Source organism: Tolypothrix tenuis PCC 7101 (assembly GCF_963874875.1).
Taxonomy (GTDB): Bacteria; Cyanobacteriota; Cyanobacteriia; order Cyanobacteriales; family Nostocaceae; genus Aulosira; species Aulosira tenue.
On the sequence record NZ_CAWNJS010000001.1, the window covers coordinates 8,332,525 to 8,356,545 of the forward strand.

The window sequence follows — 24,021 nt, forward strand, 5'->3', positions numbered from 1 at the left end:
TTGCTATCCCTCAAACAATCCTAAAGAACAAATGATTTGAGGTTCCCTTTTCTCAATTTCTTCGCTGACAATACACAAGCGATCATCCATCCGCAAAGCAACTACTAATTCTGCTAATTGCTGAATACTAATACCGCTTTTTAATTGCCGATTTAAAGTATCAATCGCCGACTGTCTTAATGGGTAACGATAAATATCATCAATCGCTTTTAATAGTTCCTCAGTTACAAATAAAGTACCCTTCATCTCCTGTGCATAACTTTTCAATCGTTCGTAACTACGGAATCTTGCACCCGATGGTCTACCCAATTGACCACCCATATTTTTTTCTTCCTCAGCCAGCAATTGGGCACCTTTTTTAACTAGCTCGTGATGTTGTTTATCTTTAGCTATTGCTGGTGTAGCTTCATCACAAGCTGCCATTTTTAACACAGCTAGTTGCGATTGAGTAACACTATTACCATTGCGATCAACGTAAATTAAAGCATCATTACCCTCAGTGGTTTTCATATACATTAATACCCCTTCCGGTTGCACTGGTTGAGGTGTATGTTCACGAGTAGAATAAACCACATTCGGCATTTCTTCGATAGTTTTTTTCAACCCTGGATTATCATCTGTTGCTTTTTTCCAAATTTGAAATGCTTCTGATGTTAAGTCAACTTCTGTATCCTCATCCCCATCTAAAATACCCGATTTCTCATTATATAAATCCAAAATTACTTGTGCATCATCATCCTCAAAAAATGCCTCATCAGTTCCTACAACTTCGGCATTTTCTTGCAATCTTTGCTTGAGTCTTCCCCGCAAATTAATAATCCGTTCCACACCTTCAGCAGGAAGAAAAGAATAACAGAGAATTTTATCAGCATTTTGTCCAATCCGATCAACCCGTCCAGCCCTTTGAATTAATCGAATAATTGCCCAAGGTAAATCCCAATTGACGATAATTGCACAATCTTGTAAATTATGACCTTCACTTAAAATATCTGTGGCGATTAATATACGTAATTCATCTGTTGATGATACCCTATCTCGCTGATTATTACTCACAGGGCTAAATCTTCCCGTCAGTTCCGTAGGATATTGCGATCTCCCGGTTACTCCTGCTACTTTGGTAATATTTTTTGCCTGTAAGTTATCTGTTATGTAGCGTACCGAATCTGCAAATTGTGTGAAAATTAATACCTTTTCACCAGGGTGAGTTTTTGTTAACAGATTGATTAAGGCTATCAATTTTTCATCTGTTTGAGAATTCCATTTACCAATATTTTGTAATATATTAATTAGTGCTTTCGCATCGGCTAATAAATCTTTATTGAGTTTTTTAATATCAAATAATGACGAACGCAACCACTTGAAGCGACGTTGATATCGGGTAGTATATTCCTGATAAATTGACTCTGCTTGTTGTCTAAAAACTTTTTCGGTTGACCCCATCCCTGCTGGCGAGGAGAGAATTTCTTCTCCGGCTTTTTCTCCCTTCTCTGCTGGCGGAGAATCGGGTGAGGAGGTGAGGTCATCTTCTTCTATTTCCACATCAAATAAACTTGCTGTAACTGAATCAGCATCCTCATCATTATTCCTCGTATCTAATAATTCTGCATCTTGAGTACCAATAGGGATATCAAGCGCGTTTTCTAAAGCATATAAATAAATAAAATTCCGTAAAATGTGACGTTCAATTGATTGAATAAAAGCAGAACCACTACTTTCTAAGCGTTTAAATAAATTAGTGCGGGAAAAACCCATCAACCTCCGTCCCCCACGAAATAAGCCACTAATTTGGCGCTGTTCTGCATCTGTGGGTGGTTGTTTAGGTTTTGCAACTACATAATTACCCAATCCATAACGGGGTAAATTTAATTGATTAATTACTTCAATTACTGCTTCTGAATAAAGACCAGAATAGGAGTCATTAGCAGTATCTAAAGTAAATTTAATAGTGCGCGGTAAACGGTCGGGAAAATAAGAACGTCTCCCATCGGGAAACTCTAAATATTTGCGTATTACTTTTTGTTTATCTTGAGTAAGAGAAGCAGAATTGAGGTCTGATTTGGCATAATTATCTTTAATAAATGAACGAGTCCGCCGCACCATATAGCGTTTCATCAATTCTCGCCAATCGTCGGGATGTTCGCTTTTTTCAAAAGCAGCAAGAGATTTAACAGAACATTGATGCTTTCTAATAAATTGCAATTCGCCTAAGGAACCGCCACCCAATTCATTAATTAAAGCTTCTGGTCTAAAACCCAAATCCTGGTCTTCAGGAACAAATAATCTTAATTGAGCAGAAAGGTCAAGATAAGTTTTATTATATGGTGTTGCCGAAAGTAAAATACATTTGCTTTCATTGGCTGCGATATATTCGGCGATCGCCCGATATCTTTTACCTTCGCGATTGCGTAAGTTATGACTTTCATCTATTAATACAACCCGATAGCGACGCAATTCTGGTAATAAATTTTGGACTTTACTAATGGGCATCACCTTAGCATAAAGCCGATAATCATCGACATAGTCCTGCCACATCAAAGTTAAGTTTTTTGGACAGATAATTAAGGTTTCCCAAAAACAATCTTCTTGTAAGATTTTTGCTAAAGCTGTTCCAACTAATGTTTTACCTAGCCCCACCACATCACCAACAATTACCCCACCACGGCGAGTGACATGACGCGCTGCTAGCTGTACGGCAGCTTTTTGGAAATCAAACAAATTATTAAATTCACGAGGAATTCGGAATTCGGAAATTCCGGCGATCGCTTCATGGGATAAATGATAAGCAATCTTCAAGTAAATATGATAAGGGGGAATTAATTCTTCTCTTGCCCAACTATTATCAATTATTTCTGCAAGCTCTTTAGAAATATCGATACAGCCGTAATCTTTCCAACGGTCTTCAAACCACTTTTGCAGTTTATTCGTTGCATCATGGTCTAAAATATCAACATTTAATTCCCCTTGTTTTCTCAACCCTGCCAAAGTCAAATTACTACTACCTAAAAACCCAACTATCGGACTATTGGGGTCATGACGATGAACGAGGTATAACTTAGCATGGAGGGGATGGGCTAAAAATAATTTAATAACTAATTTCTTCGTTTTTAGTTGACGACTTAAGCGACGTAACCCCACTTCATGATCGTCTGTTGGCGCACCTATAGTAAGCTGTTGGCGAAACTCCGCCGCTATCTTTTTTTTGAGACGAATAATAGTGCTATTATCGAGCTTACCCTCCCCTGCACCCAACGTAAATGCCGTATGCACCTCATCGCTGGGTAAACCTTGCATCCCCACTAACAACCGACAACAAGAAGTTTCTCCACCCACATACTGTTCGATTAAATCATCAAGCTTGCGCCAGCCTCTGAGGTTAAAATAACCCACGCAAAAATCAGCCCGATAAGATATTTTGAGGGTATCCCGCAAAATCGGTAGCAGTTGTAAGTCGATGTTGTCAAAGATGCGTGGCATGATTTCATACTCTGTTGGAAATTTTTGGTGGTTTAATGGTAGTTTTCTATGAGTATAAGATCTTGGAATTGTTTGTACCAGATGAGTAAATAGCCTAAAACCATGCATTGGCTCAACTGCTTACACTGCCTGTACTTTCACCTAAGATTTAACTGCACTAAGCTTGAATCCGGCGGCTAGAGAAACTCCTTTTTGGCAATTTGGCACCAGATTATTCGCGATATTTACTCGCGAATAATCTTTATTTTTTGATGTTTGCCAAATTGGGCTGCTCCCGTTGTTTGAAACAACGGTATTCTTTACGAAAAAGATAAGGTTCAAAGCCGTACTTCGTCCCGCTACGCTAACGCCTCTTGTGGACGATGGCTTCCTCGCTTCCTTGGTTGAAGCCCCACCCGCAAGTGGTGTGGTTTTTCTCCTCTGCTTCCCTGCTTTTTCACGCCTGGTTGGCTCTCTCTAGGTCGATGGATTGTGCAGCTTGACGAAACGATGCTATCGACGTAAGGCGATTGGAGGGACAATCCCACAGAATGTATTTGAAGCAATCAGGAATATCTACCATTCGCAGCTTTTTTGCACTCCTAAGCAGGTGAATATTTTGATTGTGGCAAGCTTGGAGGTTGTAATTGGGGATTCTGTCACAAAGATGATGAATGTTATGGTAGCCGATATCGGCGGAAAACCACTTTAAAACCGTGGGTAACTCCAGATAACTGCTGCCCTTAATTGCTCCTTCGAGATAGTCCCACCCTTCAGTTTTGTGGGCGTAAGAGCCATCAAAGTTGTGCTGAACAAAGAAGACGCAGATGAGGATTGCCCCAGCACCAGTTAGCGTGATTGAGTAAACGCTCACGAAAAAACCAAATCCAAGTAAATACCCCAGGAAAATCCAGCTGCCGACTACACAAATGTTGTTGAACAACAGATGCCAAAACTCAGCCGCAGTATACCAATTTCTAGACTTATGAGAGGAGATGATTCGAGGTAAATCCATAGCAGGATCTTGCTGCAAGCAAGTCAGTAGATGAGTGATAAAATCGTATGTTCCTGCAATCAGGGCGAGTCTTGGCTTAATCGCGACATAGAAAAAACCTCCAGGAAAGATCATCAATGGGTGCCTCAGTAGTTCATAACGCCTTTGGGCAGATGGGCTCAGACGAGCAAACTCCTCAGTAGAGATTAATGCACTAGGACCGCGATAGCGTTGCCAATCACCGTTGGTTTTGTGGTGATAGGCATGTCCTCTTGACCACTGATATTGAGGGATCGCGTTGATTACCCCCAGAATAAAACCGATAATTTGATTAACCCTTTTTGAACGAAACAGTGAATAGTGTCCGCAATCATGCATTAAAGAAAAACAACGCGCTGAAAACAGCGTCATCAAAACTATAGTAGGCACAAGCAACCAAAAACAAATAGCTGCTGCTTTGTGTGCTAAAAACCATAAAACTATATAAGGCACAACCGTATTCAGGATTTGATAAGTTGCCCGCAAGTCGCTGCTGTTCATGTAAGGAGTCAGGACAAAATCTGACTTTTTCACTGCGGTTTCCATTAAATAAAACTTTCTCCTAGCGGCTAGTGCAAAACTGAACATTGCAGATTCAATGCAGAACAATATCACAGATCCCATCCTGAAGCTGCAAAGCCACAATAACACTCTGCTGTTAAGTCTCCTAAAACTGAGGGCTTGAAAAACGAGATTTTAGATTGTAGCCAAGAACCAATTTGTCAAACCGCAGAGCCAGAGCTAACCAAATTACTCGCTTTGCTGTCGTTGTGGGTTGAGGCGATCGCATCTCTTGCACTGAAGAAAGAACAAGCTTCCTACAATTGGAAGGGTACGATTGTGAGGATACACCAAAAACCGGAACTGTATTGGTCAGCTTAAGCGAACAAGTGCAAGAATTGAAATTGCGATCGCCCAAAATAACCAAGCAGTCAGGGGGAATTGCAAGTCATTGAATAACGTAAAAGACAGATAGAATCTATCCGTCTTCAATAAGCGTGCGTATCATTTCAGCAATTGCGATCAACCCACCATTTGCCAAATGCGTAGGCGCAGCCAGCCTTTGGCATCGCTCGTAACAGAAATTTTCAGCCGACAAACTAATCTAAAAAGAGAACGCCACAGAGAAATCATGTCTCAAAGAAAAACCGAATTTGATGTGTCTCGCTACATTCCAAGGAAGAACGAAACTCTATCCGAAAAACTGCTAAGGCTAGCTATATTATTTCGTTTGGTGAAGCCGTTGAATGTAGATAAAGCAACAAAAAAAATGATCATGACAAACCCAGAGTTGCTACCGCAGTATCTCAACCAACAACACGGCGATGACATTGCCGTTTAGAACTTTTACTTCCTTGACAAATTTTTTGTACAAATCCTTCTTGGTTTCATCTGGCATGACCTCAAGGAACTCAACATCACCGAAACTGTCTATCAACTCTTTTTGCAAACTTGCCCCAACAAAAGCGAATTGAATGTTTTGTTGCTGAAGTTGCTGAATCTTGACTACTGTTCGGTCGATTGCTTCTTCAATGATCGAATCTCTGGGGAGTTTTCGCAGTACCTCAAGACGAGATTTAAGCTCGATAATTTCCGGAGTATCTTGGTTCGATGGCTGGTTGCTGACAACATAGTCCCTGAGTTTGATCGCTCTTGTTGTTAGGGCAGCGTCAACAGCATCGACAACCTTCAAGAGTGAAACTGCGGTTCTATTGCTACAAGCAGTTTCGCCGTAAACCCTGCGACGTTTGCATCGCAATCCCATCGATCTCTTAGCATCATGGACATAACATTTCCCTCCGCAGGAACCGCAGATAATTTGCCCAGACAATAAACGCGCGCCAATATCTGTTTGTGTGGCACCCTCAAAGTTCCTACCCCACAAGCGTTGATTTTCTCTAAGCCGAGTTTCAATCTGTTGGTAAACTTCTTTTGAGATCAAAGGCTGATGGGTATTTTCTCGAATATCCCATTTTTCGGGGTTAACGCGATTAAATTTGACGTTATACCTAGTGTGACCTCGCAGCACTGGGTTCAACAACCAAGAGCGTAGCCCTGGAGGGGAAAACTGAATATTGAATTCTTTTATAAAGTGTTGAATAGTATTTCGCAGCGAAGTTTTTTCAGATAAAAAATATTGAATAATTTCCTGGGCTATTGCCCAATTAGTTTTTCCACTGGGCTGATGTATAGTCAGATCAGCAACATATTTCCCGTCAACTCTAGCGAACCCGAACGGTGGCTGATAAGCTTTGTTTTGTTCGCGAAAATGCTCTAATCCGTGGTTTACTCTGCTCTGTAACAACCGAGATTCAAACTCGGCGAGTCCTGCCATTTGATTGAGGGAAAACCACCCAAATGGGCTTGACGCATCTTCTACGGGGGCATCTAAGATAACAAGTTTGATATTCAACTTTTCGAGTAGTGCTATTGTTTTAGCGATGGTCATCACAGACCTACCCAATCTATCGATTCGAGTGATAACGATTTCTTTGATTTGTCCTTCGCGGCACATCGCGAGCATTTTGTTGAAGTTTTTCCGGCTGTCGCTTCGCCCAGATTCGATGTCAGAAAAAATCAAGCTACAGCTAGCTTTTTCAATTCTGGCGGTCTGCTGAGTCAGTGCGTCGCGCTGTTCAAATTTCGATACTCTAACGTAACCGACCCGCATAAAGCTCTAAAACTCAATGTCAGAGCAGTTTAGCACAAAATGTCCGTTGTTAGTTCAACCAAAGAAGGAAATGTCCACAAAAACAGCATCACAGTGCCGTGCATGGTGAACATCCCGTTATAGAAAGTGCGGTCTACTAGGTCTGATTCGGGTGTAATCAGTTCTCCCCGAATCACCATTGCAAAGATACCGCCGACTAAAAAGAAGATGAATGCGGTAACGAGGTATTGGATACCAATGACCTTGTGGTCAGTGCTGAAGCTGAAGTATTCTTTCCAATTCCCTGGTGATTCGTGGTGAGGTTCCTCACTAGGGAGATTAACGTTTTTTACAGAGATGTTTGTCATCGGTGAGTTTCCTTTCAACCAGGATAATTGACTAGAGGTGCTGATTCAGGTGCGACTGTAGCCCATCCGGTTTTGCCTGACTGACTGGTTGCTTGGGCATACTCATCAGCTGCTTGATTGTATGCGGGAGTAGGTGCTTGGGTTGCAGCTTGGGCTAGCCATTGGTGGTATGCTTCGGGAGATTCAACCACTACATTGGCGTGCATGGTGGCAAAGTATGTACCACTATATTGAGAGTCGGTCAGTTGGTATTTGCCAGGACGAATGGGAGTGAACTCAAAGTCAATATTGTGGTTGGGAATGATGTCTTGCTTCAGTCGGAATGCAGGGATATAGAAGCCATGTAGTACATCTTCTGATTTTAGTGCCAACCGGATGCGGCGATCGCTTGGTAGATGTAGTTCGGTACTAGTAACATCTCGTTCGGGGTAATGAAATACCCAAGCCCATTGTTTCGCAATCACATCGATGTTTTCTACTGGTTCAGCTAAAGCCTCAACTGATTCATCTTTGGGTGCTGCATAAGCCGATTCCATTCCCATCGGATTATGCAGATGCACTAATTCCATTGGGCCTTGAATGCCCATTTGTTCGTAAATTTGGTAGCTGTAAGCTGCAATCCAAAAGACTAGCAAAATGGGGATGGCTGTCCACACAACTTCTAGGGTGATATTGCCCTCAATTGCTGGGCCATCACTATAATCATTCTTGCCAGCACGATGGAAGAGGACAGAATACAACAAAACGCCAGTAACACCTAGAAAAATAAACGCACCCAGGGTTACTAAAAAGCTAATCAGATCATCAATGAGTAGAGATTCAGCCGCCGCCTGTGGAGGAAGCCAAGAATAGGACTGTTTACCTATCCAGAGACTCATAACAGTCACGGCGATCGCACCGATTATCAGTGCCACAATATTAAAAATCTTCTGGATTGTCATAGTCAGTGGTAATTGTTGGGCATGGGGTATTGGTATCAGTCATGAGTCATTGCACAAATGACAAGGGACAAATGACAAATGACTAATACTGATTAATTGAACATAGTGTTGAGGTCTTTGCCCAATCGCAGCAAACTATCTGCGGTGTTGTGAACACCAAATTCAGCAGCTAATTGTGCGCCTAAGGTGCCGTGGAGGTACATAATGAACATGACTGTCACACCTGCGATGAGATAGCGCCATTGCACTTGTTTTTCTTCATCCCGGCGAGTAACAAAGCGCTGATATCCTCTCCAGACAGTCATACCGATGATGATGGTTAATAACAGCACTCCACCAACACCATGCCAAATCATTGTATCCATTGCTGGGAGTCCCCAAGCACTTTTGACATCGGCTGGTGGTTGCGCTAACAGCATCTCATAAAAGCCAGCAGCAACTGTAAAACAGGTAATTACTGATGACCCTACCATGTTGTACCAGCCAACATCAAATAGGTTGTCACGTTCCACAGAAATGGCGAAAAATTTGAATACCCATTTTTGGAACGGGAACAATGCCCCAACAATATCAAAGGTAATCCCAATGATAAATAAGCCTAGGGTGAGATGAACTAAGTTGGGATGAAGCGGAATACTGTAAGGTAAGCCGTTGGGGCCTAGTTGGTCGCCTAATTGGTTAATTAATTCTGCGTTCATGGCGAGATATTATCCTTGAGTGCTTCTACAACTGGTACTGTGTGCAATCCATATACCCAAACCAGTTCATCACCTAGGTATACTTGCAAGCCAACTATTGCTATCAAAATTAGCCCAGCTCCCAGATAATAAAATGTGATGCGCTTGGGATCGCGGGCGCGAATTACATAACGCCAAGCTGTAATCGCGGCAATAATTCCTGATAGCGACCAGCCAATGAGTGTATGTACGTTCAATACAGATTTAGCAACTTCGTAGGGTTTGGCTAAACCTGCTTCAAATTGACCGAAAATGATGGCGACAAAGATAGAAATTGTCGCAATCAACATATTCCACCAACTTACCTCAAACAACCGAGAGTTGCGGGTAAAATAGCCAATTACATCACAGCAAAAGGCAAACAATACCATTGCAATTACGAAGTGAACCACAATGGGATGAATCGTATCTGGATAGGGTAGATTGTGGTCGTTTAAATTTGTGAGATAATCAAACACGGTATTCTCCTAGGCATATCGGCTTTACCTCAAACAAACTTCTGTAATTGACACCCAAGAAATTTCACCAAAAATTATCTACCCATCACCGGAATATAGAAATACATTATAGTTGGGGCGCTATCCGGTTGTTTAAATATTAAGGTTGTGGTAGACAATTTGAGCGAGTTGGGTGCAATTACAAATTCAGAAGTTTAGTTTTTACTCATTGATTCATCGTGGCATATTGAGATAACGGCTCTTAATGTTTAACAAAAAAATCGCCGTTTGCTCATTGCTTTCTTAAAGCTATCTTTTAGCTTAAGGATTTTTTTAGTACTTGTCAAAAGAGTCAAAATAAAAAAGTTTGGAGTAGTGTTTTTAGCAAAAAAACTTTATTGAAAACGTAGCTATTTTAGCAGCTTTATAAAACGTAAATGTAACATACCAATTTTTAGTTAATAGCTGACAATTTTTAAATATTAATTTGTGATTTTAATTACTAAAGCTAGCTAATGGAGCTATTTATCTAAATTAATTCGCTGCAATTAATAAAAAATATATGCTCAATCTCACTATAGTAAAATCTATCAAATTACTGATTGTTTTGGTGTGAATACTGCAAATACAAGGCTGATACAAAAATGCGGCTGATGTTTTGAGCAATCTTTAGAGGAATAATATATCTCGCAATAGGATTGTTTAGCAATAAATCTCGAAAATAGGGAAGTGCTACAGAGATGCGATCGCATACATAGCTGGTGGTGTTGAAGGTCAAGAGGGTAAAAAAGCGATCGCTTATACTAGCTTTGAGCATAACCGACTTAGGTACTTGGTGACTGCAACAAAAACTAGAAGCAAGGTCTTCCAGGCTACCTGTATGATCAAAGCAATCTGTAGAAGTGAGAAAAATATGAGTACTTACAAAATCGAGTTCAAAAATGGGATTTTGCGAGTTAACTTTGGTGAACCTGCCCAAAATGACCAGATTGTCAAAGATGCAGCCGCCCGATTGGAAAAAATGGCGGAGTCAGGAGAACTTGTAGGAGGCCCACTGTTGAAGATTAACGGGCCTATTTCTATACCTGTGGCGTTTGTTTTAGCACATAAACTAGCTCATATTTACGGTGCAGTTGGTTTTTTCGATCCCAAAATAGGTAAATATGTGATTTCTATCACACATAACCCTGCATATAAATTAGGCGACTTGGTTGATTGAGTAGCCAATTTAACTCTCTGCTGTTGCATAAATTTGGGGATTTACGGTGATGATACAGCGGGAGTAGTCGCATTTAAGCAAATTCACCCATGAGATGTATGCTTGCGTTTCTTGGTGAGGTGTGGTTGAGAATTGCTGGAGTATGTACAAATGACAACACAGATGGATAAGACAAATTCTATAACAATTGCTATTGCTTGGTGTTTGGCTTGGGGTAATAAGCGCGAACCTAATGATTTAGTCACACAAACTCGTCAATCGTTAAATCAGAGGAAAGAATTACCAGAAAAATTTCAAGAATTCATGAGACAGGTACAGAAATTACAGCAAGAAGAATTTCCTGATTCTCTAGAGAAATTAAAAGTCTTACCTGAGAAGTATCCAGAATATTGGAATAGGGAAATTGGTTTAGTCTATGGTGGTGCAACTAAGATTAAGCAATATGTATTTGAATCTTCAAAAATTCAAGATATTCGCGGTGCATCTGCCTTATTAGATAGAATAAACCTGATTGATTTACCTGCATTCTTTAATCGTAATTATGCCACTGCAGATAATCCTAATCGTTATAATGCTGAATGTAATGAAGTTAGAGCATGGCTAAATAAAAACTTCCACAAAGATATTAACTTATCTGAAGTTCTGATCCCAGAACTAATTATTTATTCTACAGGCGGTAATATTCTGGCTTTTTGTCCAGCTGCATTTGTTGATGATTTGGCCAATGCGATTGAAAAACGCTATACAGAAGAAACTTTAACAGCAAATTCTTGTGCAGTTGGAGAGAAATTTAAACTACTAGAAATTCACTTTGGCTTGCTCCGAGAGCCTATTGAAAATACATTCTGGTTAGATTGGTATCGGCAAAATTATCAGCAACCGCTAGTGCAAGCTTACTTTGGTAATTTAGAAAAAAATCTCAAAAACTCGCAAACAGAAAAATGCTCTAATTTAGCTGTTGCTGTTGAAGAGGCTTTTGCTGACCGTAAAAGTTTTAATGAAATCACTACCAAATTAGCAATTTTATTTCATCAACGTCGCAGTGGTCATGACTATTTTAATCGTCCTAGCCGACGTTATCCTCCTATGTTTGAAACTCATCCTTATTTGATACGTGATGAGGGAGAACGGAGAACAGCTTTAGTAATTGTTCAACCGCCAGAACTACCTAAAGAATCTCATTTTTCTGAGGTTTCGGCTCGTAAACACTTAGTCGGTTACAAAGCAAAAAAAGGAAAACCCAGAATCCCTGAATGGTATCAAAATTCTCAATTAACATGGAAAATTCCTATCATTGAAGGCTGGGTAGATAAATTTAAGTCATTTCTCAAAAATAATCCTAATTTAGCTCAAAAATACTATGCAGGTATTGAACCTGAAGAGATTGAAATATCTCAAAACCTCAGCCATATTGCCAATGCTAGTAAAGGGTTTGTAGCCTATATCTATGCTGATGGCAATAATATGGGTGGTTATATTCAGAAAATTCGTACTCCAAAGCAACATCAGACTTTTAGTAGAGATGTAGAATTAGCCACAGAATATGCAGTGTATCAAGCACTAGCACATCACCTTCATCCTCATGAACTCAAAAATCTTAATGAGGAAGAATCAGAATCAGGTTTACAGAATGGTGATATAGTTCATCCATTTGAAATTATCACCATTGGTGGTGATGATATTATCCTCATTGTTCCAGCTAATCAAGCATTAAATATTGCAAAAACTATTGGTGAACAGTTTGAAAAGATTCTTCTCAAGGAAGTACCTTTAACAGAAATAGCAGGAAGTGAGACTATCCTTGGCTGTTATGAAACTCAGTCAGACAATAAGCCAATAGAACAGAAAAAAATACATCGTTATAAACCTATAGAAGCTAAAATATCTAAATGTCAACTCAGCACTTCTATTGGTGTACTAATTACCGCATATAATACACCTATTTACTATGCTAGAGACTTAACAGAACAGTTACTTAAATCAGCTAAAGAACGTGCTAAAAAATTAAGAAAAGCTGGATATTGTGGCGGAACAGTAGATTTTTTGGCTATGAAATCAGTTACGATGATTTCTTCCGACATCAAAGAATTTCGTAAACAAGCATTACTAAAAAATCTAAAGCCAAAGCTAAAATTGTATGCTGCTCCCTATACCTTTCATGAATTAGGAGGTTTGATCAAGGTTATAGAAGCTTTGAAAGAAGCTAAATTTCCCAAATCACAACTTTATCAAATACGCAGTTTACTAGAAAGAGGTAAGCAAACAGCTATTCTCAATTATCGTTACTTCCGGGTAAGACTCAAACAAGGAAAACCAAATTTACAAGAATACTTTGAAGAAGCTTGGTGTCAGCCTAAAGATGCAAAAAATAATGGAAATCTAGCACCTTGGATGTATGATGATGGCTCGCTGGAAGATGATAAATCAGATTATCCTTTGTTTGAAACAATTTGGCGAGATGTTGTTGATTTGTATGATTTCATTGCTGCATCAGATGATGATAGTGATGTCGATGAAATAAAGATTGTGACTAGCAAAACTGAATTATGATCTATCTCCAGCAATTATCTAACCCTATTACTTCCTACCAAATTACAGCTGTAATTAAATCAGCTTTATGTGTTGGTGCAGGGGGTTCATCAGGTTCCCTAGCAGATAAACCAATTGTGCGTAACTCTGAAGGAAATTTACTTATACCCGCTTCTCAAATTAAAGGTCGGCTACGTCATGAATGTGAAAAAATTGCCAGGGGATTACATTGGTCAATTTGTGATTCTCCTAATCCTCAAACTATGTGTCCTCAACGAGCAGGATTAATTGGGAATTTTGAGCGTCCAGAATATCAAGTCTCAAGTGATGAGGGAAATTATCATTGTTTAATTTGTCAAATATTTGGGAATCCGGTTTTAGCTTCTCGTGTTATTTTTGATGATTTAATTTGTACAGAAGACCCTGATAATTTACCAGAAGTATTGCGTCCAGGCGTGACAATTAACCGCCGCCGACGTACCGCCGAAGAAAATAAACTTTACTTTTTAGAAACTTCACCAGCTAACACTCAATTAAGATTTACAGGACAGATTCATCTATCAGGCGCTCCAAGTTATGCAGGAGCATTAATTTTAGCGGGACTGCAACATATTCATGCTTTGGGTGCTAGTAAGTCAACAGGTTTGGGATGGTTACATTGGGAATTACCAAAATTACCTCTAGAACAAGCCGCGTGGGATTTTTTGGCAAAAGGGTTTGAGCAATGAAACAAATAAATTTAGAAATTAAAGCACTGTCTCCTTTAGCTATTGGACGACAAAAGCCTGGGGGTTCTATAAGTGAGGCGGAAACTTATATTCCTGGTTCTGTGATTCGTGGGGCGATCGCATCTGTAATATTAAAACGAGCTAATACACCCATCACGCATGGCGACGATTTTCACGAGCTATTTTTAGGTGAAAATCCCGCTATCTTCCACAATGCCTATCCTGCTGATTTTAAAATTAAATCGGAGGTCAGAGTATTACCTAATACGGCTTTAAGTTCCAAAAATAAGCCAGGTTTTAAATCACAACCTAACGATCCTAAACATAATGGTGTTTTTGATACATTAATAGACCGTTTCTGTGCTGAAAGTTTTAGTCATATTTACGATCCTAATTGTCCTGTTGATGGTGGTAGAGTCGATGCTTTTACTGGCTTTTATCAAGTGCAGAATAGATATTATCGTAATTCGACAACTAGCCGTTTATTAACTAGAGTAGGTATTAATCGCCGCCGAGCGACTTCTGAAGAACAGGTGCTTTATAGTATAGAAGTGTTAAATGAATCTCAAGATTATCAAGAAAAACCAGTCATATATAGAGGGACAATCTTCGTTGCAGATGATTTAGCAGAACCTTTATACAATTTTCTGAACAATCATCCAGAAGATTTACGTTTAGGTGGCGCAGCTTCACGGGGCTTAGGAAGAGTCAAAATTACAGTTAATCTACCTGGTGAAATCAAATCAACTGTTAACAATAGAGTTAAAGAATTTAATCAAAGATTACGCCAACGCTGGGAAGAATGGAAAAATATATTTGGACTTCCCATCCAAGATTTACCAGAAAATCGTATTTATTTTACCGTAGATTTGCAAGCAGATGCCATCTTAACTGATAACTGGCAACGCACTACTGTAATTTCGGAAAAGATGCTTCAGGATTTTGCGGGTATTAATAATTTTTTGGAACTTCATGCAACTTATAGCAGCTATGACTATCGTTCCGGTTGGAATTCCGCTTGGGGTTTAATGAAAGATGTGGAATTGATTACTAATAAAGGTTCTGTGTATTTATTTAGTGTAAAATCAGAGGATTTATGGGAGAAAGCCTGGGAGAATTTAGAAATATATGGAGTAGGCGATCGCACCTGTGAAGGCTTTGGAAAAGTACAAATTTGTAATGAATTTCATCTAGTATTGAGAGAGGAAGCAGTATGAGTAATTTATCAGAACAACAGACAGATTTACAAGTGCAAAAAGGAATTCGCCTAGCTGAAGATGAGCTAGTTATACTTATTCAGTCTGCATTAGACACAGGAAAATATGGAGATTTAGAAGAATCTCAATTTCGTAATTTATTGCGTGTATCAGACACTACTGATAGTGTAGAAGTAATTAAAAACTTTATCCGTTATCAAGTAGGTAGAGATAAAAAATGGGGTAGAGGTAAAGGTTCTCTCGCAGAGCAAATTATCGAAGATATTGATGGCAATATCAAGAAAAATGCTCAAATAATTGCTGAATGTTGTCAAAGTGATTATAAACCTATTTGGCTAGAATTGATTCGCCGTTATTTAGGCTATGGCGCACGTCATCTGAAGTATCTAAAAGATGGTAAAATTTAGGAATTTTCCAGAATTAAATTAATAGTTAAATGAACAAATTAAAGGAAATAAATATTAATATATGTCGGAAAGAATAATGTTAGTCCTGATTGGAGGTCGTAGTGGAGTTCCAGCAATTGCAGGAGTTCTTCAATTTCTTGATCAAGTTGATAGAATAAAATTTTTGCTGTGTATAGAAGAGCAATATTTACAATTTCAAAAGAATATAGAAAAAGTTATTAAGCAAGAAAGAAAAAATTTAGTTTGTGATAACGAAACTGATGTAATCAGTGTTGATCCTAACAAATTTGATGAAGTATATATAGCTGCACAAAAACTTTGTCAAGGTGTAGAACAGTTAAAATATGTAAATTTAAGTACTGTTCCTCAATCAATGGCTTTTTCAGTTTATAGTTATGTTCAGGAAAAGTATAAAGATGTTTTAGTATTTACCGTAAACACAGATCAATCGCAGATCATTCCACTAGTTTTTGGTAAACAACCTGTAGCTTTTAATAAGCAATTAACTGTAGAAAATTATGTTGCTATGTATGGTTTTAATATTTTCAAAAAGAAATTATTCCATGAAAGCAATATAGAAATAATAGCAAGATATATTGTGGAAAATATTGATATTTCAAGAAAAGTTCTTTCTGTGATTCGCAGTAATGCAGGTAGTGGGAACAGTATTAAAGCGCCAAGAGGATTCAGAATCCATGCAGAAGATTTTACTAAATTAAGGATATTAAATAGTGAATTAGAAACTTTTTTTAAACAATTAGAAGTTTATTCAATTATTCATAAATTTGAAATTTTGAATAATATCATTAAATTTCGCATAGAAACAAAAGAAAATTATGCTTTTTTGGCTGGAGATTGGTTAGAGGTATTCGTATACTCCTCAGCTAAACAGTGTAGCTTTGATTCTGTAGAAATGGGAGTTGAGATAGATAATTATCGAGGCGAGATAGATGTGTTTTGTTTAAACAGTGCTAATGCAATGATTTGTGAATGTAAAACTGGTGGAAAACTGGATGCTGACGATTTGTCTGTTTTGAGTTCAAAAGCAGAGAAACTAGGAGGAAATTACTGTGTAAAATTATTCATAACAAGCGAAGGTGTCGTAGGAGAAGAATTTCTAAATAAGGCAAGAAATAATAGAGTTGTAGTGGTGTCAGGAAATGAACTAATTAGGATGAGTAACATCTTAGGAAAAGAAATGCAATCTCCTACGTATCCGAGGCGCTAAATAAATCTACAAAATTAATAAAAAACTATGTTTGACACATTCAAAAATCGCTTAGAAATTACAGGCGTACTCACCACAATTACAGCATTACGTATCAGCGCAGGTCGTTCGAGTGAACCAATTGGATCAGATTTACCTGTAATTAAAGACAGTTTGGGTAATCCATTAATACCAGGATCTAGCTTTAAAGGTGCAATGCGATCGCGCTTAGAAAGTTTCCTCAGAGGTATTGTAGGAAATAATCGCAAATTAGTAGCCAATCCAGCTATTGAGGATGAATGGTCAATTACATCCCAGGAAATGAAGCAGTTAAAAGACGCTTACGATGATGACCAAGCTTTAACTGAAGCTATTCTCCAACATACTGACTTACCATCTCTGCTATTTGGTTCACCCTGGATTGCTAGCAAATTCCAAGTCAGAGATTTAACTGTAGTCCCTGATACTTGGTTTGGACAGTACCAAGAAAGAGACGGGGTAGCTATTGATAGAGACACGGAAACCGCAGCAGATGGGAAACTCTACGATTTTCAAGTAGTCCCAGCAGGAACGCAGTTTGAGTTTAAAGCGGTGGTAGAAAACGCTGAGGATTATGAACTGGGACTGTTGATGATTGGGTTACATCAGTTTGAGACAGAACAAATACCTCTGGGTGGAGGGCGATCGCGTGGCTTGGGTGTGGTTAAACTAGATATTGACAAAATGTACTGGTTAGATGTCAGCAACAACCCAGAAAAATTACTGACATACTTGCAAGAATTGGTAAATAGTAATTCATCAGATAAACTACCCAGCTATCAAGATGTCAAAGAGTCCAATTTAAAGCAAGATTGGACAAATTCGCTGATTCATTATTTACGAGAAAATCAAGCTAAGACTCAAACAACTGAAGTCACGCCAAATTCTTGAGGAGGGTAAATATGGCTTTCAGCAGTTTCAAAACTATCGGGGAAGTTCTTAAAGCGTTTCAAGTGACTTATACTGAAGCAAATTTTGTCAGTGAAATTGCTTTTACTATTCCTGACTATTTCCGTGAAGATTTAGAACTAATGATGCGGGATGCTGTTGTTGATAATTCAGAGTTTGCAATTTGTGAAAATTTGATTTATCCCGTACTCAAAGAAGTTTGGAAGACTTACCGCAGTAAGTTTATTTTATGGAGTCATCAATCATTAAATTATGACGAGAAATTATCAGGTTTTCCTGAATACATTTTAGCTAAACGTTCACCATTGGGTAAATTCGTATTTGAAAAACCATACTTTATTTTAGTAGAAGCCAAGCAAGATAACTTTGAAACTGGCTGGGCGCAATGTTTAGCAGAAATGGTTGCAGCCCAAAGACTAAATGGTGAATATCAAATAGTGATTTATGGTATTGTTTCCAATGGCGAACGCTGGCAATTTGGTAAGTTAGAATCAGACATATTTACCAGAAATAGTACTTTCTATACTATTCAAGAACTAGATAAATTATTTGCTGTTGTTAATTTTGTATTTCAACAATGCGAAATACAGTTAAATAATTTAGTAGCGGCTTAATCTGCAATATTTCTTTAACTAAATATAGCTATGCATAAAAGATTTGTTAACCATTGTACTATTGATTTAACCCTAATTCCTGATGGGCCGATGCTGATTAAATCGGGTAAGGAAGGAGCCGATCCGACTAAGCCGGATATGGAATTTGTGGAAACGTATCATGCTGGTGGGCGTTCTATATATTTACCTGGAAGTAGTTTAAAAGGTGCAATTCGCGCCCATGCTGAAAGAATTGTCAGGACTGTAGGTAGAGATAAGCGCGATCCAAATAACTCAAATTTTCTTTGGGCTAACGATCCATTAAGTGATAAATATGATTATCTCAAAACTAAAGATGGTAAGGATTTACCTGCACCAGATATTTACAAATTATCTAGTTTTACTGACCAATTATTTGGTAATACTTCTATTGCTAGTAGATTGAGAATTGAAGATGCTTATCCAGATAAATCTCAGCCTCTGAAAATTGAAGAACGTAATGGTGTAGCAATTGATAGGGTTTTTGGTTCGGTAGCGGTGGGGCCTTTTAATTATCAAGTTTGTACTGCGGGGGAATTTAAAACTAAAATTCACCTCAAAAACTTCACTCTTTCTCAACTAGGTTTAATTGGTTTAGTGTTGCGCGATTTAGATGACGGTTGGTTTGGTTTAGGTTTTGCTAAATCTCGGGGTTTGGGTACTGTACAGGTGAAATTGAATCAAGCAGTTGTGCAATATCCTGGTTGTGTTTTATCGGAAGATAAACGCCAAATTCAGGCTATTGGTAGTCAAAAACAATGGAATCATACTTATCTCTTAGGTGCGGGAGAATTTTTGGCAGATGAAGACGCACAATTATATGGTTTCTCTAAACCCGATTATCAAGATACTCCTGTAGCAGCACAAGAGATGAATTTAGGTTTTGGTGTGCAACTTACTTGGCGAGATGGTACGGTTACAGATTTATTTGAACGTGCTGTTAAATCTTGGAGTAGTTTATTAGGGGTATCAAGATGACGGCTTTTGTTGGTGTAAAAGAAAAACTTTTATCAGTTGCAAAATTACTTGATTTAATTCAAGAATTTGCAATTGAACCTAGTTACTACTTCCTGAGATGGACTCATAAAGTTAGCGATAATTGGAAACAAGTACCCACAGAAAATGACTTCCCGATGCTGGAAGGACAAATGTTTAATCAAAATTGTGAATTGCGGTGGAAGTATAAACGTAAAGATAGTTATGAAGTGCTGCTTTTAAGTGTTGCTGGTGAGTATGCTGATTTTAGCCCTGTGGGTAAAGATTGGGATATTCAAGATAGAAATGCTCATTTATATGGATCTACAGAAACTCGTTTCCCTAAAGGATTTCCTGAGAAAGCAGCAAATATCGCCCAGCGTTATTTTATCGATAAACAAACTTCTACAGTTCACTTTGTCGCTTTGACAATTACACAGTAATTATGACAGTAAATCGCCCATCAAGACCTCAACAACCACCTAATCGCCCTAGCGGTGGGGATTCATCATCTGAACTTCCAGAAAAACCTTATAAATTCGTTTCTTTTCCCCAAGAACGCCCTAATTTACAGCGTCCGGCTGGACATCATAAATATTTTAGCGATCGCCTGCATGGTACTTTGTATCTTACCCTAAAAGTGCAGACTCCTCTCCATGTCTCTACTGGGGTGGTGGTTATGGGTAGCGATATTGGTCAAAAAATTCCCCTGATTAAAACTATGGTACAGGGTGTTGACCAAAAACTCTCGATTCAAGGTAGTTCACTGAAAGGTTGTATCCGCTCTGTATATGAGGCGATTACTAATAGTACTTTAGCAGTTATTACTAATAGATATAGAGATAAAATTCCCCCAGAACGCTTACCTTGTCGCCAGAAAGAACAACTTTGTCCTGCTAGTAGAGTTTTTGGTGCTTTAGATTGGCAAGGTTTGCTAGATTTTAACGATGCAAAGTGTGAAAATATCAGCTTTTCTACAGGGTTTATACCTTCATTATATCGTCCTCGTCCTGATGAACGTGGGGCATATTTTATTAGAGGAAAAGTTGCTGGACGCAAGTTTTATTACAATACTAATAGAGCAATTGATAAAGGTCAAAATGCGGGAATGCCTGTACAACAAGCTGGTAGAGAATATATTTTTACGACTCAATTACATTTTAAAAATTTGACAGCAGAAGAATTAGGTACTTTATTAATTGTCTTAGGACAAGATGCTAAATATCCGATGGCTTTAAAAGTTGGCGGTGGTAAACCGATAGGGATGGGAACAATGACTGTTAATATCGATAAAATCCACCAACCGCAAAACTTGAAACAGCGTTATTCTTCTTATAATCTCAATCAAGCTGATGAGTTGATTGGGGAAAAATTACAACAATTTATCCAAAAAAATATTCAAGTAGCACATTCACGCTTGATTCAAAAACCGCAATTAGAAGAACTGGCTGCAATTTTACGCTATCCCACCGAACGCGAACCACCATCGGGAATGTACTAAATTATGACAATAGCTGAATTATCATCCGAATCTCTCACAGATGCACAGTGGGAAACTGCCCATGCGATCGCCCAAATTTTAGTTAAAGAAAATACAGATGTCAACGAGTTGGGTAAAGCTGTCGCTTATCTCCGCGCTTCTGTAAACCAGCCAAATGCTACTTCCCGGTTCTTCCAATACCTGAAAACCCTCGTCAGTAATGGTAGACAAATTGGACACAGTGGTAAAACTACCGATTATTACCGCAGTATTGAGAAAGCTTGTAGCGATTATCTCAAAGGTGTAAACGATGCTGATACGATGCTGCAAATTTTAGGTTGGGTATCGCGTCTGATGCGTTATTACAAAGATGCTGGTGTCCCGATTGGGGAAATTGCGACTCCCAAAGCGCTACCTGTTGAGTCAGCGCGTCAAGCGGAAATTGCGAAAGTAGCGCAAGCTCAAGATTTTCAAGTTGAGCAAATTATTGAGGCGAAGGTTACCAAAATCAATGGTAATAAAGTCACCTATGAAATTTTGGGGACGATTAAGTTAACCGAGAAGGAACCGAAGCAAGCTAGTTCTCTCCATGAGGGACAGGTGGTGAAGGTGAAAATTTCGGCTGTTAAGGATGATGGGACGATTAAAAGCGTAAAGTATGTAAGTTAACTCAGTATTAATGCTTTAAGTTTTTTATAGGTAAGGCTTGACGAATATATATCTGTGAATCATATTATTTACATTGCAAATTTTTAGTTAAGTCTTACGTGCTTTCTCTAGGCTTAATAGAGAACAGAACCTTGAAAATTGCATAAATATCTTGGTTGTTAGGGTAGATTTCCATACTACCCTGAAAGGAAAAAGTGGTTTTGCGGCCGGGTTACCAAATCGCTGAAACCCTAGTTTTTTCGTAGACCCTGCCGATTGCTTATTCTGTAAGGCTTTCAGGGATTTTTTCTGGTTATTTTTGGAGGGGAGAAAAATAAAATGAGTACCCCGTCGCAAACCGCCTCTGGAAGCTATGGGTGATAAGGGTTTCAAAGCGAGGGGTTACAGTTACCCTTACCCCGCAAGGGGATGGAAACAATTGCTTCGCCTATAGCAAAAACAAAAGGAAACAACATAGGTTACAGTTACCCTTACCCCGCAAGGGGATGGAAACATCAACCACATCAGCTATATAGAACACTTCATGGAGTTACAGTTACCCTTACCCCGCAAGGGGATGGAAACTCATACCCGTGAATCGCTCACTCTTCACAGGCTTCAATTTAAGCTTACTTTTACCCCTTAAGGGGATTGAAACAATTGAAATTCAGCACTGAAGTCCTTGCTACGAGACGGTTTTTCAGAAGTAATTTTTGTATTGCGTGCGGTGTTTACTGTTTTTCAAACCCTGAGTGTTACTGCTCTGAAGAATGATGGAAGTATTAAAACTGTGAAATTGATTGATTAATAATGAATTCTTACTACTAACTTCTTCTTAGGTCTAATAGTATATAAAGTAAGGCTATCTTAGCCAGCAATCTTTATAGGAACAAAACATGAATCAACAAATAACCACATACTTGGGTGAATCGCCCCCTGTTCTAGCATTAAGCTCAACTGAATCAACTTTTCAAGCAGCATACAGTACGAAGTCTTTAATAAATAGGAAATTATTATACATGGCAATCGAAGTAGAGTATATAGACGAGTTCGAGCAGTGGTACTTAACGCTTGGCGAAGCAGAACAAGACTCTATTGATGTTGTAGTAGAGTTGCTTGAGGAAAGAGGTGTGAATCTTCGCTCCCCCTATAGCACAGATATCAAGGGTTCTCGTCACGGAAATATGCGAGAACTTCGGATACAACATAAGGGAGAGCCATACCGAATATTGTATTGTTTCGATCCTCGTAGGATGGCGGTACTCCTTTTAGGAGGTAACAAAAAAGGTAACGATCGCTGGTATGAGGAGAATGTACCCAAAGCTGATAGACTCTACGACGAATTGCTAAAAGAGCTAGAGGATGAAGGATTGATATGAAGACAAAGCCTTTTAGTGAATTGCGAAAGCAGATGTCACCTGAGCGAAGAGAAAGAAATAAAACTCGCGCTCAAATTGCATTACTTCATCTTACCCTAATGGAATTGCAAGAATCCTTGGGATTGACACAGGATGAGTTGGAAAAAAAACTCGATGATTTTGATTCTACAGTTTTAGAGTTAGAGAACCAAGAGGACATTCAAATTTCCGCCCTCTCACGCTATATTAAAGCTCTTGGTGGGAATCTCAAAATAGTAGCTGATTTCCCCGAAGAGGAAATTGTTCTTGCTCAATTTGAGTAAAAACTAGTTCTTTTTGAAAAAGAAAAACGCTAAACAGTATCTTGACTTATCAAAAATGTCAAGTTATCATTTTTCTGGCTAGAGAAAAAGTGTTTTCCCCGCAAGGGGATTAAAACACTCCTCTAGTATGGTGATTGAACAGTTGTTTCAGTTTTCACCACTTCCCCGCAAGGGGATTAAAAATTAGGTATTATATTTATTCAGATTGTTAACCTATAAAATCAGGCTGAAAAAGAGCGATCGCTTTTTCTGAGAATGATTATTTTTCGCATCAAGAATTCACCAAGCAGACTACAGCAATGCGATTGGTTGAAGTTTATGACTAACTGTGAATTGAAAGGATGAATTTTACACTAAAAAGTCAAAAAAACTAATTTATTTTTAAGTCATAAATAAATTCTCTTGGAAACAGAAAAATAATCACCAGAATATTGAGCGAGTGTTTTACAATCTGTAATATTTTGCTAATTACCTTGAAAATAAACAATTTCAGCAATTAAAGACAGCGTAAAAACCCAATTTTTGCTTTACATAACTCAACAATTGTAGAGTTAATAACTAATTACGAATTATGTTGAAATTGATCCCTATTTATTTTTAATTCAATGTCCAATGCCTAGAAATTACATAGATATCAATACCACAAGAGATAACATTTTAAACTCATATCAATTCTTCATGAAGCCGCATAGAATCAGATCCCCCCTAGCCCCCCTTTTTAAGGGGGGAAC

At 38.5% G+C, this 24,021-nt stretch carries 23 protein-coding genes and 1 pseudogene; 16 read left to right on the plus strand and 8 right to left on the minus strand.

What is annotated here, in order from left to right; translation table 11 throughout:
- Window positions 1-3: 3 nt before the first annotated feature.
- Together AACU25_RS32785 and AACU25_RS32790 are read right to left on the minus strand one after the other, a co-directional pair.
- On the minus strand, window positions 4-3,474 hold the full coding sequence (locus AACU25_RS32785) for a helicase-related protein (RefSeq protein ID WP_096584370.1): 3,471 nt from the start codon (window positions 3,472-3,474) through the stop codon (window positions 4-6).
- 436 nt (window positions 3,475-3,910) lie between these two features.
- Window positions 3,911-5,032, minus strand: a complete 1,122-nt coding sequence (locus AACU25_RS32790; RefSeq protein WP_096584373.1) for a fatty acid desaturase — start codon at window positions 5,030-5,032, stop codon at window positions 3,911-3,913.
- A 135-nt stretch (window positions 5,033-5,167) separates the two neighbouring features.
- Between AACU25_RS32790 and AACU25_RS32795 the strand changes: the two genes are divergently transcribed.
- Complete coding sequence (locus tag AACU25_RS32795; RefSeq protein ID WP_190445670.1) at window positions 5,168-5,368, plus strand: hypothetical protein; 201 nt, start codon at window positions 5,168-5,170, stop codon at window positions 5,366-5,368.
- Between the two features lie 160 nt (window positions 5,369-5,528).
- The gene (locus AACU25_RS32800) at window positions 5,529-5,828 is read left to right on the plus strand and encodes a hypothetical protein (RefSeq protein ID WP_190445669.1); all 300 of its coding nucleotides are present in this window, start codon (window positions 5,529-5,531) and stop codon (window positions 5,826-5,828) included.
- Here the strand turns inward: AACU25_RS32800 and xisF are convergent.
- From xisF to AACU25_RS32830, 6 genes and pseudogenes are all read right to left on the minus strand, one after another.
- The gene (xisF, locus tag AACU25_RS32805) at window positions 5,781-7,157 is read right to left on the minus strand and encodes a fdxN element excision recombinase XisF (RefSeq protein ID WP_096582871.1); all 1,377 of its coding nucleotides are present in this window, start codon (window positions 7,155-7,157) and stop codon (window positions 5,781-5,783) included. The genes AACU25_RS32800 and xisF overlap by 48 nt on opposite strands.
- Before the next feature lie 56 nt (window positions 7,158-7,213).
- A pseudogene (locus tag AACU25_RS32810) lies at window positions 7,214-7,504 on the minus strand (cbb3-type cytochrome c oxidase subunit I); the annotation flags it as partial.
- Window positions 7,505-7,518: 14 nt separating this feature from the next.
- Window positions 7,519-8,445, minus strand: a complete 927-nt coding sequence (locus AACU25_RS32815; protein WP_096582873.1) for a cytochrome c oxidase subunit II — start codon at window positions 8,443-8,445, stop codon at window positions 7,519-7,521.
- Between the two features lie 92 nt (window positions 8,446-8,537).
- Entirely contained in the window at window positions 8,538-9,143 is a 606-nt protein-coding gene (locus AACU25_RS32820) for a DUF2231 domain-containing protein (RefSeq protein WP_096582875.1), read from the minus strand.
- Window positions 9,140-9,640 carry a DUF2231 domain-containing protein gene (locus tag AACU25_RS32825; RefSeq protein WP_096582877.1) on the minus strand — a complete coding sequence of 167 codons (501 nt, stop codon included), beginning with the start codon at window positions 9,638-9,640 and terminating at the stop codon, window positions 9,140-9,142. Before AACU25_RS32825 ends, AACU25_RS32820 begins: the two co-directional genes overlap by 4 nt.
- 574 nt (window positions 9,641-10,214) lie before the next feature.
- Window positions 10,215-10,436 carry a hypothetical protein gene (locus AACU25_RS32830; RefSeq protein ID WP_096582879.1) on the minus strand — a complete coding sequence of 74 codons (222 nt, stop codon included), beginning with the start codon at window positions 10,434-10,436 and terminating at the stop codon, window positions 10,215-10,217.
- Window positions 10,437-10,532: 96 nt separating this feature from the next.
- Between AACU25_RS32830 and AACU25_RS32835 the strand changes: the two genes are divergently transcribed.
- The 14 genes from AACU25_RS32835 to AACU25_RS32900 all read left to right on the plus strand — a co-directional run bounded on the left by AACU25_RS32835 (window position 10,533) and on the right by AACU25_RS32900 (window position 23,290).
- Entirely contained in the window at window positions 10,533-10,838 is a 306-nt protein-coding gene (locus tag AACU25_RS32835; protein WP_096582881.1) for a CRISPR-associated protein Csx3, read from the plus strand.
- Between the two features lie 150 nt (window positions 10,839-10,988).
- Window positions 10,989-13,388: a type III-B CRISPR-associated protein Cas10/Cmr2 gene (cas10, locus tag AACU25_RS32840; protein WP_321206617.1), complete on the plus strand. Its 2,400-nt coding sequence runs from the start codon at window positions 10,989-10,991 to the stop codon at window positions 13,386-13,388.
- Window positions 13,385-14,095 carry an RAMP superfamily CRISPR-associated protein gene (locus tag AACU25_RS32845; RefSeq protein WP_096582883.1) on the plus strand — a complete coding sequence of 237 codons (711 nt, stop codon included), beginning with the start codon at window positions 13,385-13,387 and terminating at the stop codon, window positions 14,093-14,095. Before cas10 ends, AACU25_RS32845 begins: the two co-directional genes overlap by 4 nt.
- A complete protein-coding gene (csx10, locus tag AACU25_RS32850) occupies window positions 14,092-15,312 on the plus strand; it encodes a type III-D CRISPR-associated RAMP protein Csx10 (RefSeq protein WP_096582885.1) in 1,221 nt (406 codons plus the stop codon). Before AACU25_RS32845 ends, csx10 begins: the two co-directional genes overlap by 4 nt.
- The gene (locus AACU25_RS32855) at window positions 15,309-15,719 is read left to right on the plus strand and encodes a hypothetical protein (RefSeq protein ID WP_096582887.1); all 411 of its coding nucleotides are present in this window, start codon (window positions 15,309-15,311) and stop codon (window positions 15,717-15,719) included. The genes csx10 and AACU25_RS32855 overlap by 4 nt, the downstream gene beginning before the upstream one ends.
- Window positions 15,720-15,780: 61 nt before the next feature.
- Window positions 15,781-16,947, plus strand: coding sequence for a Card1-like endonuclease domain-containing protein (locus AACU25_RS32860; RefSeq protein ID WP_096582889.1), 1,167 nt, complete (start codon window positions 15,781-15,783; stop codon window positions 16,945-16,947).
- 27 nt (window positions 16,948-16,974) lie between these two features.
- A complete protein-coding gene (gene csx7, locus AACU25_RS32865; protein WP_096582891.1) occupies window positions 16,975-17,856 on the plus strand; it encodes a type III CRISPR-associated RAMP protein Csx7 in 882 nt (293 codons plus the stop codon).
- A gap of 11 nt (window positions 17,857-17,867) precedes the next feature.
- Complete coding sequence (locus tag AACU25_RS32870) at window positions 17,868-18,488, plus strand: hypothetical protein (protein ID WP_096582893.1); 621 nt, start codon at window positions 17,868-17,870, stop codon at window positions 18,486-18,488.
- A 30-nt stretch (window positions 18,489-18,518) separates the two neighbouring features.
- Window positions 18,519-19,484, plus strand: a complete 966-nt coding sequence (locus AACU25_RS32875) for an RAMP superfamily CRISPR-associated protein (RefSeq protein ID WP_096582894.1) — start codon at window positions 18,519-18,521, stop codon at window positions 19,482-19,484.
- Entirely contained in the window at window positions 19,481-19,924 is a 444-nt protein-coding gene (locus AACU25_RS32880; RefSeq protein ID WP_096582896.1) for a hypothetical protein, read from the plus strand. The genes AACU25_RS32875 and AACU25_RS32880 overlap by 4 nt, the downstream gene beginning before the upstream one ends.
- A 2-nt stretch (window positions 19,925-19,926) precedes the next feature.
- The gene (locus tag AACU25_RS32885) at window positions 19,927-20,982 is read left to right on the plus strand and encodes an RAMP superfamily CRISPR-associated protein (protein WP_096582899.1); all 1,056 of its coding nucleotides are present in this window, start codon (window positions 19,927-19,929) and stop codon (window positions 20,980-20,982) included.
- Between the two features lie 3 nt (window positions 20,983-20,985).
- A complete protein-coding gene (locus tag AACU25_RS32890) occupies window positions 20,986-21,630 on the plus strand; it encodes a hypothetical protein (RefSeq protein WP_096582901.1) in 645 nt (214 codons plus the stop codon).
- Between the two features lie 998 nt (window positions 21,631-22,628).
- Window positions 22,629-22,988 (plus strand): type II toxin-antitoxin system RelE/ParE family toxin, encoded by a 360-nt coding sequence (locus tag AACU25_RS32895; protein WP_190445668.1) that lies wholly within the window; start codon window positions 22,629-22,631, stop codon window positions 22,986-22,988.
- Window positions 22,985-23,290 (plus strand): XRE family transcriptional regulator, encoded by a 306-nt coding sequence (locus AACU25_RS32900; RefSeq protein WP_096582905.1) that lies wholly within the window; start codon window positions 22,985-22,987, stop codon window positions 23,288-23,290. The genes AACU25_RS32895 and AACU25_RS32900 overlap by 4 nt, the downstream gene beginning before the upstream one ends.
- The last annotated feature ends 731 nt before the right edge of the window (window positions 23,291-24,021 follow it).

Excerpts from the sequence above, each read along its gene's own strand:
- AACU25_RS32785 (WP_096584370.1), bottom strand. The coding sequence starts at position 3,474 with ATGCCACGCATCTTTGACAACATCGACTTACAACTGCTACCGATTTTG.
- AACU25_RS32790 (WP_096584373.1), bottom strand. The coding sequence starts at position 5,032 with ATGGAAACCGCAGTGAAAAAGTCAGATTTTGTCCTGACTCCTTACATG.
- AACU25_RS32800 (WP_190445669.1), top strand. The coding sequence starts at position 5,529 with ATGCGTAGGCGCAGCCAGCCTTTGGCATCGCTCGTAACAGAAATTTTC.
- xisF (WP_096582871.1), bottom strand. The coding sequence starts at position 7,157 with ATGCGGGTCGGTTACGTTAGAGTATCGAAATTTGAACAGCGCGACGCA.
- AACU25_RS32815 (WP_096582873.1), bottom strand. The coding sequence starts at position 8,445 with ATGACAATCCAGAAGATTTTTAATATTGTGGCACTGATAATCGGTGCG.
- AACU25_RS32820 (WP_096582875.1), bottom strand. The coding sequence starts at position 9,143 with ATGAACGCAGAATTAATTAACCAATTAGGCGACCAACTAGGCCCCAAC.
- AACU25_RS32830 (WP_096582879.1), bottom strand. The coding sequence starts at position 10,436 with ATGCTCAAAGCTAGTATAAGCGATCGCTTTTTTACCCTCTTGACCTTC.
- AACU25_RS32835 (WP_096582881.1), top strand. The coding sequence starts at position 10,533 with ATGAGTACTTACAAAATCGAGTTCAAAAATGGGATTTTGCGAGTTAAC.
- cas10 (WP_321206617.1), top strand. The coding sequence starts at position 10,989 with ATGACAACACAGATGGATAAGACAAATTCTATAACAATTGCTATTGCT.
- AACU25_RS32845 (WP_096582883.1), top strand. The coding sequence starts at position 13,385 with ATGATCTATCTCCAGCAATTATCTAACCCTATTACTTCCTACCAAATT.
- csx10 (WP_096582885.1), top strand. The coding sequence starts at position 14,092 with ATGAAACAAATAAATTTAGAAATTAAAGCACTGTCTCCTTTAGCTATT.
- AACU25_RS32855 (WP_096582887.1), top strand. The coding sequence starts at position 15,309 with ATGAGTAATTTATCAGAACAACAGACAGATTTACAAGTGCAAAAAGGA.
- AACU25_RS32860 (WP_096582889.1), top strand. The coding sequence starts at position 15,781 with ATGTCGGAAAGAATAATGTTAGTCCTGATTGGAGGTCGTAGTGGAGTT.
- csx7 (WP_096582891.1), top strand. The coding sequence starts at position 16,975 with ATGTTTGACACATTCAAAAATCGCTTAGAAATTACAGGCGTACTCACC.
- AACU25_RS32870 (WP_096582893.1), top strand. The coding sequence starts at position 17,868 with ATGGCTTTCAGCAGTTTCAAAACTATCGGGGAAGTTCTTAAAGCGTTT.
- AACU25_RS32875 (WP_096582894.1), top strand. The coding sequence starts at position 18,519 with ATGCATAAAAGATTTGTTAACCATTGTACTATTGATTTAACCCTAATT.
- AACU25_RS32880 (WP_096582896.1), top strand. The coding sequence starts at position 19,481 with ATGACGGCTTTTGTTGGTGTAAAAGAAAAACTTTTATCAGTTGCAAAA.
- AACU25_RS32885 (WP_096582899.1), top strand. The coding sequence starts at position 19,927 with ATGACAGTAAATCGCCCATCAAGACCTCAACAACCACCTAATCGCCCT.
- AACU25_RS32890 (WP_096582901.1), top strand. The coding sequence starts at position 20,986 with ATGACAATAGCTGAATTATCATCCGAATCTCTCACAGATGCACAGTGG.
- AACU25_RS32895 (WP_190445668.1), top strand. The coding sequence starts at position 22,629 with ATGGCAATCGAAGTAGAGTATATAGACGAGTTCGAGCAGTGGTACTTA.
- AACU25_RS32900 (WP_096582905.1), top strand. The coding sequence starts at position 22,985 with ATGAAGACAAAGCCTTTTAGTGAATTGCGAAAGCAGATGTCACCTGAG.